At 53.8% G+C, this 19,649-nt stretch carries 18 protein-coding genes; 4 read left to right on the forward strand and 14 right to left on the reverse strand.

Annotation, left to right across the window (positions count from 1 at the left end; all coding sequences use genetic code 11):
• Positions 1-571: 571 nt before the first annotated feature.
• On the reverse strand, positions 572-2,725 hold the full coding sequence (locus N1689_RS14380) for an ornithine decarboxylase (RefSeq protein ID WP_161732667.1): 2,154 nt from the start codon (positions 2,723-2,725) through the stop codon (positions 572-574).
• A gap of 552 nt (positions 2,726-3,277) precedes the next feature.
• Here N1689_RS14380 and N1689_RS14385 point away from each other — a divergent pair.
• The gene (locus N1689_RS14385; RefSeq protein ID WP_260059252.1) at positions 3,278-4,261 is read left to right on the forward strand and encodes an MDR family oxidoreductase; all 984 of its coding nucleotides are present in this window, start codon (positions 3,278-3,280) and stop codon (positions 4,259-4,261) included.
• A gap of 30 nt (positions 4,262-4,291) precedes the next feature.
• Here N1689_RS14385 and N1689_RS14390 read toward each other — a convergent pair whose 3' ends face one another.
• A complete protein-coding gene (locus N1689_RS14390) occupies positions 4,292-4,789 on the reverse strand; it encodes a CinA family protein (RefSeq protein WP_161732671.1) in 498 nt (165 codons plus the stop codon).
• A 495-nt stretch (positions 4,790-5,284) separates the two neighbouring features.
• Between N1689_RS14390 and N1689_RS14395 the strand changes: the two genes are divergently transcribed.
• On the forward strand, positions 5,285-5,581 hold the full coding sequence (locus N1689_RS14395; protein ID WP_161732673.1) for a SelT/SelW/SelH family protein: 297 nt from the start codon (positions 5,285-5,287) through the stop codon (positions 5,579-5,581).
• Here the strand turns inward: N1689_RS14395 and N1689_RS14400 are convergent, their stop codons facing one another.
• From N1689_RS14400 to N1689_RS14435, 8 genes are all read right to left on the reverse strand, one after another.
• Complete coding sequence (locus N1689_RS14400; protein ID WP_222925000.1) at positions 5,582-6,121, reverse strand: PadR family transcriptional regulator; 540 nt, start codon at positions 6,119-6,121, stop codon at positions 5,582-5,584.
• A 71-nt stretch (positions 6,122-6,192) separates the two neighbouring features.
• Complete coding sequence (locus tag N1689_RS14405) at positions 6,193-7,029, reverse strand: siderophore-interacting protein (RefSeq protein ID WP_405038945.1); 837 nt, start codon at positions 7,027-7,029, stop codon at positions 6,193-6,195.
• 332 nt (positions 7,030-7,361) lie between these two features.
• Positions 7,362-7,544 (reverse strand): hypothetical protein, encoded by a 183-nt coding sequence (locus N1689_RS14410; protein WP_223811653.1) that lies wholly within the window; start codon positions 7,542-7,544, stop codon positions 7,362-7,364.
• A 224-nt stretch (positions 7,545-7,768) separates the two neighbouring features.
• Positions 7,769-8,638, reverse strand: a complete 870-nt coding sequence (locus N1689_RS14415) for a helix-turn-helix domain-containing protein (protein WP_161732679.1) — start codon at positions 8,636-8,638, stop codon at positions 7,769-7,771.
• Positions 8,639-9,133: 495 nt separating this feature from the next.
• Positions 9,134-9,307 carry a DUF2474 domain-containing protein gene (locus tag N1689_RS14420; RefSeq protein ID WP_253420012.1) on the reverse strand — a complete coding sequence of 58 codons (174 nt, stop codon included), beginning with the start codon at positions 9,305-9,307 and terminating at the stop codon, positions 9,134-9,136.
• A 1-nt stretch (position 9,308) separates the two neighbouring features.
• Positions 9,309-10,313 (reverse strand): cytochrome d ubiquinol oxidase subunit II, encoded by a 1,005-nt coding sequence (gene cydB / locus N1689_RS14425; protein ID WP_013359001.1) that lies wholly within the window; start codon positions 10,311-10,313, stop codon positions 9,309-9,311.
• Position 10,314: 1 nt separating this feature from the next.
• Entirely contained in the window at positions 10,315-11,727 is a 1,413-nt protein-coding gene (locus tag N1689_RS14430; RefSeq protein ID WP_161732683.1) for a cytochrome ubiquinol oxidase subunit I, read from the reverse strand.
• 777 nt (positions 11,728-12,504) lie between these two features.
• Positions 12,505-12,885, reverse strand: a complete 381-nt coding sequence (locus N1689_RS14435; RefSeq protein WP_033784031.1) for a helix-turn-helix domain-containing protein — start codon at positions 12,883-12,885, stop codon at positions 12,505-12,507.
• A 98-nt stretch (positions 12,886-12,983) separates the two neighbouring features.
• Here N1689_RS14435 and N1689_RS14440 point away from each other — a divergent pair, with 98 nt between their 5' ends.
• Positions 12,984-13,841, forward strand: a complete 858-nt coding sequence (locus tag N1689_RS14440) for an SDR family oxidoreductase (protein WP_222924997.1) — start codon at positions 12,984-12,986, stop codon at positions 13,839-13,841.
• 351 nt (positions 13,842-14,192) lie between these two features.
• On the forward strand, positions 14,193-15,851 hold the full coding sequence (treF, locus tag N1689_RS14445; protein WP_161732733.1) for an alpha,alpha-trehalase TreF: 1,659 nt from the start codon (positions 14,193-14,195) through the stop codon (positions 15,849-15,851).
• Between the two features lie 75 nt (positions 15,852-15,926).
• On the opposite strand, the gene N1689_RS14450 is transcribed toward treF, so the two are convergent.
• From N1689_RS14450 to N1689_RS14465, 4 genes are all read right to left on the reverse strand, one after another.
• Positions 15,927-16,433, reverse strand: a complete 507-nt coding sequence (locus N1689_RS14450) for a ferritin-like domain-containing protein (protein ID WP_136196597.1) — start codon at positions 16,431-16,433, stop codon at positions 15,927-15,929.
• A 10-nt stretch (positions 16,434-16,443) separates the two neighbouring features.
• Positions 16,444-16,926: a ferritin-like domain-containing protein gene (locus N1689_RS14455; protein WP_150015696.1), complete on the reverse strand. Its 483-nt coding sequence runs from the start codon at positions 16,924-16,926 to the stop codon at positions 16,444-16,446.
• A gap of 502 nt (positions 16,927-17,428) precedes the next feature.
• On the reverse strand, positions 17,429-17,593 hold the full coding sequence (locus tag N1689_RS14460; RefSeq protein ID WP_004571242.1) for a general stress protein: 165 nt from the start codon (positions 17,591-17,593) through the stop codon (positions 17,429-17,431).
• A gap of 749 nt (positions 17,594-18,342) precedes the next feature.
• Complete coding sequence (locus N1689_RS14465) at positions 18,343-19,308, reverse strand: sensor domain-containing diguanylate cyclase (protein ID WP_260059258.1); 966 nt, start codon at positions 19,306-19,308, stop codon at positions 18,343-18,345.
• Positions 19,309-19,649: the final 341 nt, after the last annotated feature.

The following is a 19,649-nucleotide window of genomic DNA, read 5'->3' on the forward strand; positions in this document are numbered from 1 at the left end:
ACCGGAGGCGAGGATGAGCCGACAGGACGTCGGCGAAAGGACGGTTCGCGCCAGGGATGGCGCGTCCGGACGGTCCGTCGGCCGCAGGGCGTGACGAAGGCACCCCGCAAAGCGGGGCGCGCAGGCAGCCGGACGCCGGGATTGTCAAGGGGCGGGCGTCCGCCCCTTGACGCGTCCGCCTGCACGGACAACCTGAAACTCCCGACCGCCTGGCGGGCGTAACCTTCTCAGAGCCAGCCCGCTGCAAAGCATGCCCACCTCGCCAGACGAACGAAACTCTCTCAGCGCCCTTTCGCGCAGCGAACTAAAGGCCTGGCGGGCCGCTATCCGCCGGGATTGTTAAGGGGCGGGCGTCCGCCCCTTGACACGTCCGCCTGCACGGACAACCTGAAACTGCCCATCGCCTGGCGGGCGAAACCTTCTCAGTGTTAGCCCGCTGCGAGCGAAACCTTGTCAGTGCCAGCCCGCTGCGGGCGAAACCTTCTCATAGCCAGCCCGCTGCAAAGCGTAACCTACTCATAGCCAGCCCGCTGCAAAGCGTGCCCCGCCGCCAGGCGAAAACGCCCTCAGATCAGCGCCCCACCATCATATTGGCCACCAGATACTTACGTCCATGCTCATCCTCTTCGGTGTAAACACCCTGCAGCTCCGGGGAGAAGCCGGGCAGCAGATTCAGCCCCTCCTCTAGCGCCAGGAAGTAACGCTGCACCGCGCCGCCCCAGACTTCTCCCGGCACGACGCACAGCACGCCCGGTGGATAAGGCAGCGCGCCTTCCGCAGCGACCCGGCCTGCGGCCTCGGCGATAGGCACCAGCTCCACTTCGCCGCGAATATAAGCCTGATGTGCATCCTGCGGATTCACGCTGACCGGCGGGAACTCCGCGGCGCGGAACATCAGGCGCTGTAGATCCTTCACGTTATGACTGACGTAAAGGTCGTGCATCTCCTGACAGAGGCGACGCAGGGTATAGCCGGCATAACGTTGCGCGTTTTTGCGGTAAATCGTCGGCAGCACTTCGGCCAGCGGCGCATCCTCTTTAACGTGCTGCTCAAACTGCGCCAGCATCGCCACCAGATTCGTCATCTTCTCCGGGCTCTCAGCCGGGGTCAGCAGGAACAGGATCGAGTTGAGATCGCACTTCTCCGGCACGATGCCGTTTTCACGCAGGTAGTTGGCCAGAATGGTGGCCGGGATCCCAAAATCACTGTATTCCCCGCTGGCCGCATCGATCCCTGCCGTGGTCAGCAGCAGCTTGCAGGGATCGACCCGATACTGATCGCGCGCGTAACCCGCAAAACCGTGCCACTTCGCCTGCGGTTCAAAGCTGAAGTAGCGCAGATCGCGGGCGATCGTTTGCGTGGGCGCATCCTGCCAGCGCTGTCCATCAACGATCTCCGGCACAAACGGCAGGATCATTTCGCAGCGTTCCAGGATCGCTTTACGCGCCTCAATACCCAGCGTGACGCACTCATCCCACATGCGACGTCCCGCTTCGCCCTGATGCATTCTGGCGTTGATATCCAGCGCGGCAAACAGCGGATAAAACGGACTGGTTGAAGCATGCAGCATAAAGGCGTTATTCAGTCGCTTATGCGGGCAGAAGCGCCGCTGTCCGCGAATGTGGTTATCTTTTTTATGAATCTGCGAGGTCTGCGAAAAACCGGCCAGCTGCTTATGTACGGACTGCGTGACAAAGATTCCAGGATCGTTTTCATTCAGCTCCAGGGTCAGCGGCGAACAGCCTTCCATCAGCGGAATGAACTGCTCATAGCCGAGCCACGCGGAATCAAACAGGATGTAATCACACAGATGACCGATGCGATCCACCACCTGGCGGGCGTTGTAGACCGTGCCATCGTAGGTGCCGAGCTGGATAATCGCCAGACGGAAAGGCCGCGCCTCTTCTGCACGCTGGGGGGCGACGACCGCGATCTGCTCGCGCAGATAAGCCTCATCAAAGCAGTGCGCGTCAATGCCGCCAATAAAGCCGAAAGGGTTACGTGCTGCTTCAAGATAGACCGGGGTCGCGCCCGCCTGAATCAGCGCGCCATGATGGTTCGACTTGTGATTGTTACGGTCAAACAGCACCAGATCACCGCGGGTCAGCAGCGCATTGGTCACTACTTTATTAGCGCTTGAGGTGCCGTTGAGCACAAAGTAGGTTTTATCGGCGTTAAACACCTTTGCCGCATACTTCTGTGCATCTTTAGCCGAACCTTCGTGGATCAGCAGGTCGCCCAGTTTGACGTCGGCGTTGCACATGTCAGAGCGGAAAACATTCTCGCCATAGAAGTCATAAAACTGTTTGCCCGCCGGATGCTTTTTAAAGAATGCCCCACCCTGATGTCCGGGGCAGGCAAAGGTGCTGTTCTGCATATCGACATAACGGGTCAGCGTCTCGAAAAAGGGTGGCAGCAGCGCCGCTTCATACGCCTGCGCAGCGGCTTCCAGCGCAAGCCACTCCTGCGGCTCGCCATTCAGCTCACCGCTAACGCCAGGCAGGTGCATCACCTCTTCTTCAAACGCATTCGCGACAAACACCGGCAGATTAAAACCGGTGTGACGCAGCAGCGCCAGCACACCGCTGCGGGTATCCGCCAGCGAGACGACGACCGCCGCCACATCCGTAAAGTCGGTATTATCCAGCGTCACTACGTCACGCGCGGTGTTCAGGGTCAGGCTGGGTGCGACAGCAGCGCTGGCAGCAATTTTCAGTGGAGTCATAACAGGATCCCTAACGTCAGGGAGGGCGTGCCAGAAGCACAATTATGGGGACAGCGCCCCGGCGAATAATTGACCGTCAGAAGGCATAGTGCAGTGTGGCAAGCAGATCCACAGCCGCTGCCTGGCTGGCCTCACCGCATGGTGAATAATGGAGAGTTTGGGAAAGAGGAAAATCCGGTGAGCGCCGGAAAAAGCGAACGGTAATCCGGGCAAGTGCGCGGTGAACCGGACATGGCGACGTCCTCTGTGGTGAACAAGCAGGGCCAAAACGTGGCGGTCATAATGTCATCTTTTTTATGCACGAACAACCCGACCCAGGGAATTATTCAGTCATGTAATAAAAAGATAACAACATGATTTTTATAGTCTATTTATTATAAAAAATTCATAATACGACTAATTATATGAATTATATGCAGATTTATGCAAACGTCATGCTGCGCATTTTGCGCTCCTGCAGTGGCCTTCATCCGCAGACTCGGCCATTGCCCTACCGCATTACCGCAGCCAGGCGTAAACTGATCCTCTCATTCCCACTCTGCCGGAGGCTGCATGTTCAAGGCACTGGTCATTGAAAATGACGAACAAGGTTACCGTTCTCTGCTGAAAGATCTCACCGAATCCCAACTGCCAGACCACGATGTCACGCTCGACGTCAGCTACTCATCCCTGAACTATAAAGATGCCCTGGCTATCTGCAACAAAGGCCCGATTGTGCGCCAGTTTCCGATGGTGCCAGGTATCGATTTTGTCGGCCGCGTGACGGCCAGCCGTCATCCCGACTGGAAAGAGGATGATGTGGCGCTGCTGACGGGCTGGGGCGCAGGCGAAAAACAGTGGGGCGGCCTGGCGCAGAAAGCCAGCGTCAGCGGCGACTGGCTGGTGCGCGTGCCCGCCTCTCTTAGCCCGCTGCAGACCATGGCCATCGGCACAGCAGGGCTGACCGCTATGCTCTGCGTCATGGCGCTGGAAAAACAGGGCATCACGCCCGGACACGGACCCGTGCTGGTGACCGGTGCCAGTGGCGGCGTCGGCAGCTACAGCGTCAGCCTGCTGGCGCGTCTGGGTTATCAGGTGATCGCCTCCAGCGGGCGCGCCAGCGACCATGCGTATCTTATCGATACACTGGGCGCGGCATCGGTGATTAACCGCGAAGAGCTTTCTCATCCCGGCAAGCCGCTGGCAAAAGAGCGCTGGGCCGCCGCGATAGACAGCGTCGGCAGTCACACTCTGGCAAACGTGCTGGCCGGCATTCAGCGTGACGGCGTGGTGGCTGCCTGCGGTATGGCGCAGGGACTCGACCTGCCCGCCAGCGTCGCACCTTTTATTTTGCGTGGCATCACGCTGGCGGGTGTCGACAGCGTGATGTGTCCGAAGCCGCTTCGTCAGCAGGCATGGCAGCGGCTCGGTGAGCTGCTGGATAGCGATCGGCTCCGCAAACTGAGCCGGGTGATCCCGCTGAGTGAAGCCAGAGAAGGTGCGCAGGCATTGCTGGATGGCAGCGTACAGGGTCGTCTGATTGTCGACTGTCGCTAACCCGCGTTTAAAGGCGCGTATCGCGCGCCTTTATCGACTGGTTCGCTGCAGTCGTTTGATCAACCCTTCCAGCGCGAACTGCGTGCCCTGCTCCATCACGGACTTCGGATCGCCGCTGAACTGATGGCACTCCGCATCGTCCCTGCCGTCGGGCAATACCCAGCCAAACCAGATAGTGCCTGCTGGCGTGCCATCTTCGCCACCATCGGGTCCGGCATAGCCGGTAATCGATAACCCCACCGGTTCACCAGAGCGGGCGCAGGCTCCCTGTACCATTTCACGTGCCGTCTGCTCGCTCACCGCCGTGTGCTGTTTCAGCGTATCAGGATGCACGCCCAGCAAACGGATTTTGGCATTTTCGCTGTAGGTGACGAAGCCGCTGGTATAGAAGTCGCCGCTGCTTTCCACCGCGGCCAGCGTCATGCTGATCAGCCCGGCGGTACAGGATTCGGCGGTCGTCAGATGAAGTCCGGAGGAGAGTAAAATGTTACCCAGTTGCTCAGCGGTTTGATCTAATGATTTTGCCATTATGGTCTCCTGAATCTTCTGTCCTGAACACCAGGTATAGCGCAAAACCAGTGATTAAAAACACGCAAAGCAATGTTTTTAAAGCGAAACGGCCAGAATACACAGCACAATATCGGGCGGTTTACACGTAGCCTGTTTCCCCCTCAGCAACAGAGACTGAGAGCAGTAAGTCAGCATTTTACGAATCTGTGAGTGTGCCGGGTAACGTCTGTTGAAGCTGATGCCGTTTAGTCAATCTCCTAAAACGTAGTGACACAGGAGCGAATCACCTGATTAGTTGTTAGTATTCACTCGCTTGCTCGCTGGCATCACAAAAACAGTTCTGCATAAAAGCCGTAAAAAAACAAAACAGCAGGCTGATCAAGCGAGGCTCTTATCCCATCTATTGCACTTAAGAATGGGATTCAACAGCTTTATGAATTCATCAATAACCACAGCGCACAAATTGTTAACCCGAATGCATCTGCATTTATCAATACGTAGAGGAAGAGAGTTATGGCGCAAAAACCTGTGGTTGTTATTCACTACTGTATGCAATGCAACTGGCTGATGCGGTCAGCGTGGATGGCACAGGAACTGTTGCATACCTTCGCTGAGGATCTGGCAGAGGTCACGCTGAAACCCGGCACCGGCGGTATTTTTGAGATTACGCTGGATGGTCATCTGCTGTGGGAACGTAAGCGGGACGGTGGTTTCCCGGATGCGACTACCCTGAAACAGCGCGTGCGCGACATCTGTTTCCCGGATCGTACCCTGGGTCACATCGACAAGAATAAAGGTGAAATCAGCTGATTAACTGTGGGTGATTTTATCAGCCGCGTCGTGCAGCGCCCTAATCAGCGTCTGCAGCGCGGCTTCTGAAATATCTTCCTGCGCCAGTCGTTGATTCAGAGCCACCTTCAGCCCGTGAATTGCCTGCTCCACAGCAGGAATGCTGCGGTTATTGACCACGATTGCCAGCGTAGAGAGACGCGTAATCAGGCTGGCTACCGTTTCGCGATTATCCGCCAGCTGCGCCTCACCAGCCGCCGTCAGTCGGTAAGCTTTACGCGCTGCCTGCGCATCCACCACCTGAATCGCCTCCATCTCTTCCAGCAGCGTCAGGTTGGGATAGATGATCCCCGGACTGGGCGAATACTCTCCCTTTGACAGCTCCTCAACGGACTTGATCAGTTCATAGCCGTGCGCCGCATTCTGCGCCAGGAAATGGAGCATAAGCAGGCGTATCTCACCCGCTTCCAGCATCTTTTCACGTCGTTTACGTCGTCCGCTGCAGCCGCCTGCGCGCGAAGTCTGTTCGTCAGATGACGTGGAAGTCGGATGCTGTTTCATGGCCTGCCCTGCTGAGAAAAGTGGGATTGATGGTAGTGCGCCGCCTGGCAAAACTCAATTGCCAGCGCGGCTTACTTCTGATGCCAGTAGGCCACCGCCCGCACGAAGTCGCTGTCGAGACCACGCTGCGATGTAAAGTAGTCAGACAGCGCTTTAACAAACTCCCCCTCGCCGGTCAGCCAGATAAAGTAATCCTCCGTCGGAATAGCGATTTGATCAAGCCGGGTAATCAGCTGGCTGAGCTGCGCTTTCTGCATCTGACCGCTGCCAGGCCAGTTTGCCGTTACGCCTGCCATATCCGATAAATAGTCGCGACCGGTCGCCTCATCGGTAAAGGCATAGAGATGCAGCGACTGGGCGCGGGCGTCACGCTGACGGCGGGCAAAAGCGGGCAGCCCGGTTTCGTCGCAGACGTAAAGCTGGAATGCGTAGTCGGTCGGCACTACCAGCGAGCCGCGTGGCCCACCAACAATCAGTTGATCGCCTACCTGCGCCTGCGCGGCCCAGTCACTGGCTACGCCCTGCTGATGAATATAGAAGTCGAGGGTCAGTGAAGACTCACCATCGAATTCCAGCGGCGTGTAATCACGCGCCTGCGGACGTAAACCTTCAGGCCAGACAATGCCTGCGTCGGTAATCTGTGGCAGAGCCAGAGTTTCGCCTTCAGCAGCAGGGAAAAACACCTTGATGTGGTCATCAAAGCCTGGCGACGTAAAGCCTGCCAGATCGCTGCCGCTGAACCGGATGCGCCAGAATTTCCCGGCAATATGCGTTTTACTCTCGACCTGGATATGGCGAAAACGCAGTTCATTGCGGACGCGCTGCGGCGTTCGCTTTTCGGCTGTTGTAGTCAAAATCTCTCTCCTGAAACAGGGTCTATGCCCGATAGTCAGGGGCATACCCGCCATGATTAAACAACAATGGAATAACAATCATTCTCATCTGAAGCCACAAGATTAGCTATGATATATCTTCGGCACAAGAACGAAAAATGCGATTCTGCGACTTAAGATATATTTTAAACAGCGTCGTAAGAGAAGTAATACGGACGGAACGTGGCATGAGTGAGAAGCATCAGAGATGCAGCATGCAGGTAAAGAGTGTTTCAGATGCAGGCGAGTGGGCCTCAGAGAGGAAGCCGCAGGTGCAGAGTGTGAGCAGGTCAATCAGGCGGAAGCTGTCCGGCTCCTGACGAGCCGGGCATCATCTCGCGCCGCCGGTTCTGGCAGCACATCAACACTTACAGCGTGTCGTTGAATCCGGAAAGGGAGGCATTACTGCTGGTGTGATCCGGCAGTTCACCATCACCCAGGATTTCATGCTGGGTGACCTGAGAGTGTGGATGCAGTCCGGCAGGCGGTGAGAAAGGCTCAGCCTGCTGCGCCATCGCCATTGCAGGCAATGCCAGGATCAGGGAAATCATTAAGCGTCGCATAGTTGTCTTCGATTGTCGTTTTGGCCAGAAAAGGCCTGAAATGCAGATGAATGTTCCAGCCCTGCCACAGAAGTACGATGATTCAGATATGGCAGGGTTTCGGGGGAGGATTTTACGCCAGAATAGCGACTTATTTTATAAAATCGTGCGGTTTGTCACGGTTTATCGCACGAAAGATGCATTGGCAGAAGCGATCGCCCCTGCCCTGCCGGCTACGCTTGCATCACCGGAATAGAAAAAACACCGCTGAGCCAGTCGGGCTTACAGTGCGCAAAATCAAGACGCAGCAGGTCTTTGCCCGGACGGCGTGACACGCCCAGCATGGGCAGATGCTGATAGTAGATATCCTCGATAAAGCGCGTCAGCTGCTCCGGCCTGCCGCTCCAGCGGATCGACGCATAAAGGCCACACACCTCGCTCCAGCTGGCGGTATTGTCACCCAGCAGCCCGGCATGTTGTGGTGCCAGCGCCTGAAACAGGCTGATATTCTGCTGGTCAGCAGAGCTATGGCCGGGACCATACTGAAAACCTAACCAGCCGTGCGTCGTATGGCTGCCCGCCAGCGCGACCAGATGCCGTGCCTGCTCTGCCACACGGTGGTCGTGGTCGGCAATATACTCACCAAACCTGCACTCCCACTCCAGTGTCTCTCCGCACAGGTGCAGTTCTTCCTCACGTTCCACCAGCGTCGCACGCTCTGCCAGCGAGCGCACCAGAATGCGCCCATGGAAGTTTTTAACCGGCAAATGAGGAATACGGCGAAACGCGCCAGGCGTCAGTGCAAAGTGGCCTTTGAACACCCTCGTGAAGTTTTGCTGATTATCAAAGCCAAAACGTACGGCGATATCGATCAGCGTCATACGCGTCAGACGCAGCGCCATGGCCGCCATCGTCAGACGCCGTTTGCGGGTATACGCCGCCAGCGTCTGTCCGGTCATCTCCTTGAACATGCGCTGCATGTGCCATTTGGAATAACCTGATTTCAGGGTGATTTGATCGATATTGAGATCGTCGGTGAGGTTGGCTTCTATCCACTCGACCAGATCGTTGATGTGCTGTTTTTTAATGGCCTGACTAAGCATGATGGCGATTTACGACGCGGGTTAGGACTGGAATTTCAGTTACAAAAGGATAACAAAAATCGCAAATCGGTGTAAGGAATGGGTAAGCATTGCGCGCCCGTTCAGGGCGTTTCCGCATTAATTGCTTAGGTTACTAACTAAAAAAGGCTGGCTTACGTCAGCCTTCTGATTATTGATAAAAACTGCGCCGGATAGCGGCAAGACGGAGCCTGCGAAGGGAACACGGTCAGATCGGAAAGTCGCAAAACCCGTCATCCCTGACACGCCTGGCCCGCGCGATTACGCACCTCATCCCTGAGGTGCGCCCGTAAACGGGCCAACGCGTTGCGTTGTACAAAAACGCCTGGCGTTTTTGTCCCTGGCGCGGGACGCTTTCCTCTTCTGCCCGTGTTACCTGCGCGTTGGGCTTAGTCGTTGCTGCCAGCATCACCCGGAATGAGCTTTGTCAGCTGCCTGAATATAGATCCGCATCAGCCTGACTCATGCCTGCGACAACTAATGACTACGCATACCCGCCGCAGTCATCATCATCCGGAACAGCGAGGCGACAACACCCAGCGCCAGCACGCTGGCGGCGTAGATAAACACCAGCCACATCACCCGCTTCCACCACGGTGCTTTCATCTCTGCGTTGTGGTTGTGGTCTTTCATGCTGCTAAGGCTTTTCATATCAATGATATCCTGCGTCTGCTTTGATTTTTCCACGGAATACGTAGTAGCTCCAGAAGGTATAGCCCAGGATCATCGGGATAATCAGCAGGCTACCCACCAGCATAAAGGCCTGACTCTGCGGAGGTGCCGCAGCGGCCCAGATGGTCACGGATGGCGGAATAATGTTTGGCCAGATACTGATGCCCAGTCCAGAGAAGCCCAGGAAGATTAGCGCCAGCGTCAGCAGGAACGGTGAATAGTGTGCCTCGCGTTTGATGGCGCGAATAATGCCCCACGAGCAGAGCAGCACCAGCACCGGAACCGGCAGGAACAGGAACAGATTTGGCGTGCTGAACCAGCGATGAGAAATGTCGGCATGCGCAAACGGCGTCCACAGGCTGACGATGCCAATAATCACTAATAGCGCAATCACCAGCGGCGTCGCCAGCGCAGACATCTTACGGTGTAGTTCATTCTCGGTCTTCATGATGAGCCAGGTACAGCCCAGCAGCGCATAGGCCACCACCAGACCCACACCGCAGAACAGCGGGAACGGTGCCAGCCAGTCCATGGCGGAACCGGCAAAGCGGCGCCCCTCAACAGGAATGCCATCCAGCAATGCACCGACCGCCACACCCTGACTGAAGGTGGCGATAATCGAACCGGCAATAAACGACTTGTCCCAGAATGCACGATGGCCTTCCACCGCTTTAAAGCGGAACTCGAAGGCAACGCCGCGGAAAATCAAACCAATCAGCATGGCGGTCAGCGGAATCGACAGTGCATCGGCGATGACTGCATAGGCCAGCGGGAACGCACCGAACAGGCCTGCGCCTCCCAGCACCAGCCAGGTCTCATTACCATCCCAGACCGGCGCGACGGTATTAACCATCATGTCGCGCTCGCCAGCATCTTTATTGAACGGGAACAGCAGACCAATGCCCAGGTCGAAACCATCCATTACGATATACATCAGGGTTGCGAAGACGATAATCACAAACCAGATAACGGAAAAATCGATCATCTTAGTGGTCTCCATCCTTAAAGGTGGCAGCGGAAAGTGGACGCGCTGGCGTTTTCTTCTGACCCGGTCCACCCTCTTCGGTGGTATGACCTTCGCCGACAACCGGTCCCTGCTTAATCAGACGCATCATGTAGTGATACCCCACGCCAAACACCGAGCTATAGACCAGAATAAAGGCCAGCAGGCTGATGCTCATGTGCATATCGCCATGTGCCGAGACCGCATCGATGGTACGCTGAACGCCATAAACCACCCACGGCTGACGACCGATTTCAGTAGTAAACCAGCCAGCCAGAATCGCAATCAGACCCGATGGTCCCATCAGCAGCGCAAACCACAGGAACGGACGCGACTCATAAAGACGCCCTTTAAAACGCAGCCACAGGCTGACCACGCCGAGCGTGATCATCAGCAGGCCCAGCGCCACCATCACGCGGAAGGACCAGAAAATCACCGTTGAATTAGGTCGATCCTCTTTCGGGAACGACTTCAGCGCCGGAACCTGCTTGTCCAGACTATGCGTCAGAATCAGACTGCCGAGATAAGGCACTTCCAGCGCATATTTGGTGCGCTCCTGCTCCATGTCGGGAATACCAAACAGAATCAGCGGTGTGGCTTCACCCGGCGGGTTTTCCCAGTGTCCTTCAATTGCCGCGATCTTGGCAGGCTGATGCTCCAGTGTGTTCAGACCGTGAGCATCACCAATCATTGCCTGAATCGGCGCGACGATCAGCGCCATCCACAACGCCATGGAGAACATCCTGCGGATGGCAGGATTATTGTTGCCCTTCAGCAGATGCCAGGCCGCCGACGACCCAACAAAGAAGGCACTCGCCAGGAACGCCGCCACCGACATATGGAACAACCGGTAAGGGAAAGAGGGGTTAAAGACGATTTTGAACCAATCCTGCGGAACCACGATGCCATTCTGAATGATGTAGCCCTGCGGCGTATGCATCCAGCTGTTAGAGGCCAGGATCCAGAAGGTCGAAATCAGTGTCCCCAGGGCGACCATGCAGGTGGCAAAGAAGTGCAGACCCGGACCTACGCGATTCCAGCCAAACAGCATCACGCCCAGGAAGCCCGCTTCCAGGAAGAACGCCGTCAGCACTTCATAGGTGAGCAGCGGGCCGGTGATACTGCCGGCAAACTCTGAGAAGCCGCTCCAGTTCGTACCGAACTGATAAGCCATTACCAGCCCTGATACCACACCCATACCGAAGTTAACGGCAAAGATTTTGGACCAGAAATGGTAGAGATCGCGATAGGTTTGATCGCGGGTTTTGAGCCACATACCTTCGAGTACAGCCAGGAAGCTGGCGAGACCGATGGTGATGGCGGGAAAGATAATATGGAAGGAAACAGTAAATGCGAACTGAATCCTGGCCAGATGAAAGGCATCTAATCCGAACATTGCTTACCTCTTTGCCACATAGAACACCATGTATTTACTTATTATTAACAACTTAAGCCTGATGCGCTGACTTCTCTGCGCTTATTGAAATTCCCGCCGCAAATTTAGAACTATCCGCGACGAGGAAACAGAAACAGTGGGGTTAATGAAAACTATAACAGTCTTTGTTGATTTTGATCATTGTTTTTAGCGGGAATTACTTATTTAAAAATAAGGCTTAAAGGTTAATCAGAGCGTATTTATGTGTCGTTAATGTTACGGTATTTGTCACTTTAAAATTTCACGTCGGCAAAGCAATACCTGACTAAAAAAAGCCTTCAACCGGCTGTTTTCAGAAGCTATTTTTTTATAAATCCGGTTTTAAAAAAGGTCAAAATTGAGAGTAAATAATTTAAATAACCTTATTTCTTAAAGAGTTACATTAGTAAATAGTTATCTGAACCGCTTTGTTTAATTTTTTGCTTTACCCGGGTTAATCCAGACCTGGATCCTGGCGAAAAATAGCCAGAGCAGCGCAGTTAAGCGCCACCAGAGATGTTAATAAAATGGGTCAAAAAGCCGTTATTAATTAACAGCACGTACGAAGCAGTCAGTTATTCCGGGCCTGAGCTTGATAAAATGATTTAATAACCAGCAAAGAGGCGTAAAAACCGCTGGGGTTATTTTCGCTGCCGTTACGTTATTCCGGTTTCAGGGAGTGAAGTAAGAGAAGAGCAGATCAGAAATCTTCTGCCAGCATCCCCCCTTCACGACGAGATAGCTGACAGGCTGAGAATTTTACTCAGCTGCAGATTTTTCACGCTGTGCCAGAATCCGGCTCAGATTCAGCTCCAGCCAGTCCGCCAGCCCCACCACCTGTTCACTGACTTCACGGCCAAGCGGGGTCAGACGATACTCTACGTGCGGCGGCACAACATCGTAAGCGATGCGCTGCACGAAGCCATCTTCCTCCAGATAGCGCAGATTCTGCGCCAGCATCCGTTCGCTGACGCCACCGACCGCACGGCGCAATGCACTGAAGCGTAGCGTCTGATCCTGCAGGGCCAGCAGGATCAGTACGCTCCAGCGGCTGGTCACCCGTTTTAGTACGTCGCGCGACGGACAGTTAACGTTAAGCAGTTCACCACGACTAAATTTTTCACTCAGTTTTTCAGACATTTAATCTGCACACCTCAAACTAACAATTCTGTAAGTACTTACTAAAAATTAGTTTATATCTTAGTCTGAATTTCACCAACAGCCACAGGAGTCATCCCATGATTGCAGTTACAGGTGCCACCGGCCAGCTGGGCCGAATCGTTATCGATGCATTACTGAAAAAAGTGCCGGCGGCAGAAATTGTTGCTGCTGTGCGTACGCCCGCCAAAGCGGCCGATCTTGCTGCGCTGGGCGTGATTGTGCGCCAGGCCGATTATGGCCAGCCAGAGACGCTGGAGGCCGCTTTTGCAGGCGTGGATAAGCTGCTGCTGATCTCGGGCAGTGAAGTGGGCCAGCGTGAGGCGCAGCATAAAGCTGTCATCGACGCTGCAAAGGCGGCAGGCGTGGGCTTTATCGCCTACACCAGTCTGCTGCATGCGGATACCTCACCGCTGGGTTTAGGTGTTGAACATCGCGCGACTGAAGCGCTGCTGAAAGCCTCGGGTATCCCGTTTGCCCTGCTTCGCAACGGCTGGTACACCGAGAACTATGCCGCCAGCATTCCTCCGGCGCTGGCGCATCATGCGTTTATCGGCGCGGCGGGTGAAGGCCGCATCGCCTCAGCTGCCCGTCAGGATTACGCTGAAGCGGCGGCTGAAGTGATGACCCGTGACGATCAGGCGGGCAAAGTCTATGAGCTGTCCGGCGACGACAGCTACACGCTGGCGCAGTTTGCTGCGGAGATTGCCACACAGAGTGGGGAGAAGGTCGATTACGTCAACCTGTCTCAGGCTGACTTTGCCGCCGCGCTGAAAGGCGCTGGCCTGCCAGAAGGTCTGGCAGAGATGCTGGCAGATTCTGATGCTGGTGCAGAAAAAGGGGGTCTGTTTGATGATTCGCGTCAGCTGAGCAAACTGATCGGTCGCCCGACCACAAGCTGGCAGGCGGTGATCCGCGCAGCATTGGCAAACCATTAATCCAGCTTTCTCTGAGCGGGCAACCTGGCCCGCTCACTTCCCACTTCTGCCCTGATTTCCGTTGCGTATGCCATTTTCTGCACCCTTTGCAGCTGCGGTTTCTTTTACAAAATGTGAATAAACGCCAGTTTTCTTCAGGTTAAATTTTTTTATTCGGGTCGCTAAGAGATTCATCTGAAATGCGTTTTTTGTGAACACCGCTATATTTGGTTGAATTGACTGGAATTTATTAAAAAAGCTCGATTAATCGACAATTTTTATTACGTTCATAGATATTCTGCATTGTTGTTCCCTGGGATGAGAGGTCTATAATTTGTCCTTTGTGCAACCACGACCGCTCAGGAGGCCGTTATTAATACCCATCGCCAGCAACAAAATGCACTTGAAGAGGTTCGTGCCGGGGCGGAAGTTGAGTATCAATACGATCCCCATGAACTGAAACTGGATCGCATGCAGGATTCTGAACCGGAACCGGAGCTGATTGAAGGCTTACCGGCGCCGGATGCGCTCACGCCTGCCGATCGTTATCTGGAACTGTTTGAACATGTCCAGATGTCGCGGATTTTCGAGGACAGCAAAACCTTCCCCGACTGTTCGCCTAAGTACGATCCGCTGGATGTGCTGATGCGCTATCGTCGACAAAAACGCAGCAGTGATTTTGACCTGTCGCGTTTTGTTGCCGATCACTTTTATCTGCCTGGCGTAAACGAAAGTTTTTATGTCTCCAACCCGGATAAATCGCTCAATGAGCATATCGATGACCTGTGGCCAGTTTTGACCAAAATGCCACAGCAGCATATGCCGCACTCATCGCTGCTGCCGTTACCAAAACCTTATGTAGTTCCGGGCGGACGCTTTGGCGAAACTTACTACTGGGACTCCTACTTCACCATGCTGGGCCTGGCGGAGTCGGGCCGTGATGACCTGCTGCGTCACATGGCGGATAACTTTGCCTGGCTGATCGATAACTACGGTCATGTGCCAAACGGCAACCGTACTTACTATCTCAGCCGTTCCCAGCCGCCGGTATTTGCCCTGATGGTGGAGCTGTTCGAAGAAGATGGCGTGCGCGGTGCTAAGCGCTATCAGGAACAGCTGATGAAGGAGTACCAGTTCTGGATGGATGGTGCCGGCTCACTGATGCCAAACCAGGCTTATCGTCACGTCGTGCGGATGCCAAATGGCTCGCTGCTGAATCGTTACTGGGATGACCGCGATACGCCACGTGATGAGTCGTGGATGGAAGATGTCGAAACCGCGCGCGAATCCAGACGTCCGGCCAGCGAAGTCTATCGTGACCTGCGTGCTGGTGCAGAGTCGGGCTGGGATTACTCCTCGCGCTGGCTGCGTAACCCGAAACGGCTGTCGAGTATCCGTACAACGCAGTTTATCCCCATCGATCTGAACGCGTTCCTGTACAAGCTGGAGCTGATGATTGCCACCCTGTCACACGCCAAAGGTGAAGAGCTGACGGCGCTGGCCTGGCAGAAAAAAGCGGAAACGCGGAAACGTGCTATCACCCGTTACCTCTGGGATAGCACCGCTGGTGTGTTCCGCGACTACGACTGGCGTCGTGAACGTTTCGGTGCTTTTACCGTTGCCTCTGTGGTTCCGCTATTTGTGGGTCTGGCGACGCCGCATCAGGCGCATCTGCAGGCAATCTCACTGCGTCATCTGCTGCTGAGCAACGGTGGCCTGCTGACTTCAATGGTGGAAAGCGGTGAGCAGTGGGATCGTCCCAACGGCTGGGCACCGATGCAGTGGATGGCCGTTGTTGGCCTGAATAACTACGGTGAAGAGACGCTGGCAAGTGAAGTCGCGGTAAACTGGCTTAATACGGTGAATAACTTCTATCAGCTTCACCACAAGCTGGTCGAGAAGTATGACATCAGCGGAGAACGCGCGCGCCCCGGCGGCGGCGGTGAATATCCGTTACAGGATGGCTTTGGCTGGACGAACGGCGTTACCCGTAAGCTGATGACGATGTATGGGCATTTAATGGCTGACTGAGTGTCGCAGCCTCCAAATTACTAAAACGCAAAAAGCCGGGCAATTCCCGGCTTTTTTCATGCAGGCTGTCAGGCGTTACTTCTTCGCTTCAGTGCCCGGCTGTGATGCACGTTGCAGGAACTGCTGAGTCACGTCAGGCAGGTTCTGCAGCAGCCACTCCGCCATGGCCACTTCCTGATCGCGGATCTCGTTGAGAATGCGAACGCCCTGCGTATCGCCTACCTGCTCCGCCGCGGCGATCAGGCTGGTGTAGCTGGCGATCTCAGCATTCTCAAAAACGTAGCCACTGATGGCACCCTTCACCACTTCATCTGAGTTAAACATACCGCCCACCGCCTGGCCGGTCGCCGCCATTTTACCCATCGCATCTTTCATCACAGAGTGATCGATACCGTGGCTGTCGAGCAGTTGTTCCAGCAGGGTCAGCTGATGCTTAGTCTCTTCCAGATGTTGCGCCAGACGCTGTTCCAGCGCCGGATAGTGTTCAAGACGGCCTGACATCTTGCTCAGCATGCTTTCTGCCTGCTTTTCCATCGCATGCGCATCGCGCAGCCAGTCATGATAGTGTTCGATCGCTGTCATGTGTTACTCCTTAAGAGACAGTAATAGCTTCGGCTACCGAGGTGAGTTTCTCATCGGTTTGTTTCTCTTCATCCAGAGTCGCGGCCAGCAGCTCTGCCGCTTTGGTATAACCCAGCTTCAGCGCCAGCGCATGCAACGTACCGTAAGTCGCAATCTCATAGTGCTCCACTTTCTGCGCTGCACCGATCAGCCCCTGATCGCGGATTTCGCCCTTCTCGACCGAGTCGATAATTTCCTGCGCCTCTTCAACCAGACCCTCGAGCGCATGGCATTTCATTCTTTTGATTTTGACTTCAGGTGTTACTTCCACCAGTTCATCAAGTCGTTCAATCTGAGCACGGGTCTCTTCCAGGTGCTGATTGAACGCAGCGATAAGGTTTTCGTCACTGGCTGCGCGCGCCATTTTAGGCAATGCACGGGTTATCTGTTTCTCAGCGCTGTATACATCGGATAGGTCATGGATGAACAGATCGTTTAACGTTTTCACTGTCATAAGATAGCCTCATTGTTTAAAAAGCTGCGTCGATAATAACGCAACGCCAGTCATGTCGTTGACACCTGAAAAGTCTAGTGGAGATTCTTAATATCGCACGTTTCATCAGCCTGAATTTAAGACAGAAGTAGCATATAAAATGCATTTTCCTTTTCACAGCAGTGATTTAGCGGATAATTTTTTTATGGCTCCGGCTTCGCCAGGCAGGTTGAATTTGTACAAAGCAATAAATCGCTGCATAAATTTTTTCAGATTATGTGCATGAAAAAAGCGCCATTTAAAACTTAGTTGTACAGGACTTTATTAATTCGTATAACTTTAAACGATAGAAAATAAAAAACCGGCAGGGAAATCCCAACCGGTTTAATTAACGGTGTCTCTCTGTGCCGATGATAAATCAGCGACATAATTCAGGAGGTAATTATCTTGCAGGCTAATGAAAAGAGAATCTGCACAGCCCGGCAAACGCATTAAACTGCTGTTACAGCGACCTTAAAAGCGTTTAGCTTCTGCGGCTTACCTTACCTCCCTTGCGTCCGGCTTCAATGGCACGTTCGGGATCGTTCTTAAAATTCCCGCCGCTTTTCTGACCGCCCTTGCGTCCTGCTTCCGCAGCACGCTCCTTATCAGCCGCAAAATTTCCGGCCCCACCGCGATATTGAGTCATTCTGTGTTCCTCTTTGAAGTTGAAATCAGAATTTGCACAGTTAATGCTTCATCAGGCCGATTCAGCAACATAAATGTAGACAGAAAATCGGACCGATCAAGAAAGACAAATAAAAATCTGTTACAGCATCACCTTATTGACAGTACAAACTTCATCCGGATTGGTAACGCCTTTCAACTATCGCTCTGTACTATTTAAAAAAGGGATACGGCGTAAAAAAGATTGCTTACAAAAATCGCCGCGCCCTATTAATCGATCATTTTCGAAAAATGTCCAATTGAAAAAATAGTAACCGAAGCGGTACTGAGAAAACCACATCAATATCAGTTAGTGAAGATGATCAACAAACGATCAAATTCCCTAAGCGAAGCGGCAAATAACACTAATTTAGTTTTTCATGACGTTATAAATAAGCGAAGCGTAAAGAGTTAAATCCACCCGCTTAAAATAGCTGAAATTGATCATTAAATGATCAGTTATGCTGTTTTAACGAGAGTTTTAATTCAAATGACACTTCTGATTCTGGAGTGGTAATACCAGGTAAGCGAAGCGGAAAAAGCGAGGCAATTTGCTTCTAAAAACCATAATTAAGAATAATACGAAAAACCTTTTTTTGTCGGTTACTACTGCTTTATCGCACGTCGCGCCAAAGGCAAGGCTCAAAATTATGGATTAAAGGTAGCCGGGACGAGAGATAAGATGACGTACTAACAGCAGGCCAGGCTGCTGTCCGGTCCAGTAGAGCAGTATCAGAAGGAATCCGGGAAAGCGGGCGCAAAGGCCACACCGCGTTTGCCATTTTTCTTAATGCGGTACATGGCTTCATCAGCCCGTGCCAGGGCGGTATCAAAGTCATCTTTTACCCGAACCTGTGACACGCCTACTGACGCGCCTATGTGCGCTTGCCCGTTAGCCAAATCAAAAGGGGTAAGTACCGCGTCAAGGCAGGCATGCGCCAGCTGTCTGACCTGCGGCTCGCTTAGTGCAAACGGCATTAGCAGGACGAATTCATCGCCGCCAAGCCGGCCGATGATCACCTCTGCCGGGGAAAGATCAGTCAATCGCTGACTTAACTGAATTAACACTTCATCACCGCTGCGATGCCCCAGGGTGTCGTTGACGTTTTTAAAGTTATCCAGATCAATAAAAACAACGCAGAGCGGCCCCTGCGCTTTCATTTCACAGAAATCATTTTGCAGAGCATGGCGATTGTTGAGCAGCGTAAGAGGATCGTGCAGCGCCAGCAGGGCGAGCTGCTCTTCATATTGCTTCTCTTTGGTCATGTCGATGTGAGTGCCAATGACTTTAACCGGCTCGCCGTGCGCGTTCCACTCACTGACCCGACCGCGATCCAGCACCCACGTGATACTGCCATTTTTGGCGATCATGCGATGCAGCGCTTCGTAGTAAGGCGCTCTTCCGGCAATGTGATCGTTAAACGCTCGCAAAACCTCGGCGGCGTCATCGGGATGCAGGCTCTCTTTCCACGATTCGAAGTTGGCGTCGGTCTCTTTTGGCTGGAAGCCGAGCATCGCGCCCCAGCGCCGGTTAAAGATCACCAGCTTGCCGCTGGGAATATCGAGCTGCCACAGAAACAGTCCGGTGCCATCCAGCGCCGCATTGAGTTTAGTGCGGGCATCATGCGCTATACGCTTCAGACGCGCATTGTGCTTTTTCAGGTTCTGTATTTGCAGACGCAGCGCTTCTTCTGACATAACCATGTAAGAGGGGTAAAAAGGGGTATTGTGCCTGTCAGGATGATTCTGTAAAGGGTGGCTTATAAAACACGATTAGCCACGGTCAATTGCAGGCTGGACAGGATATCAGGCGGTGCCAGTCTGGCAATGCAGCACAGAGGCGAAGCGGCAAATTGATTTCGCCATGAAATCTGTTTGTATCGTTGTAAATTGAGACAAGCAATGGGCCGGAGAGCGGTGAAAATCAGAATCTTCAGGCAGTAGTGAGTACATCGGTATTACATTCCACTGACCGCAGCAAGGCGCTGTGCATAACCCGCGGCTACGCCAGACCAGGAACCCGATTACCTTACGTGTCA

Origin of the sequence: Pantoea sp. XY16, assembly GCF_025153065.1 — a bacterium.
Taxonomy (GTDB): Bacteria; Pseudomonadota; Gammaproteobacteria; order Enterobacterales; family Enterobacteriaceae; genus Pantoea; species Pantoea alfalfae.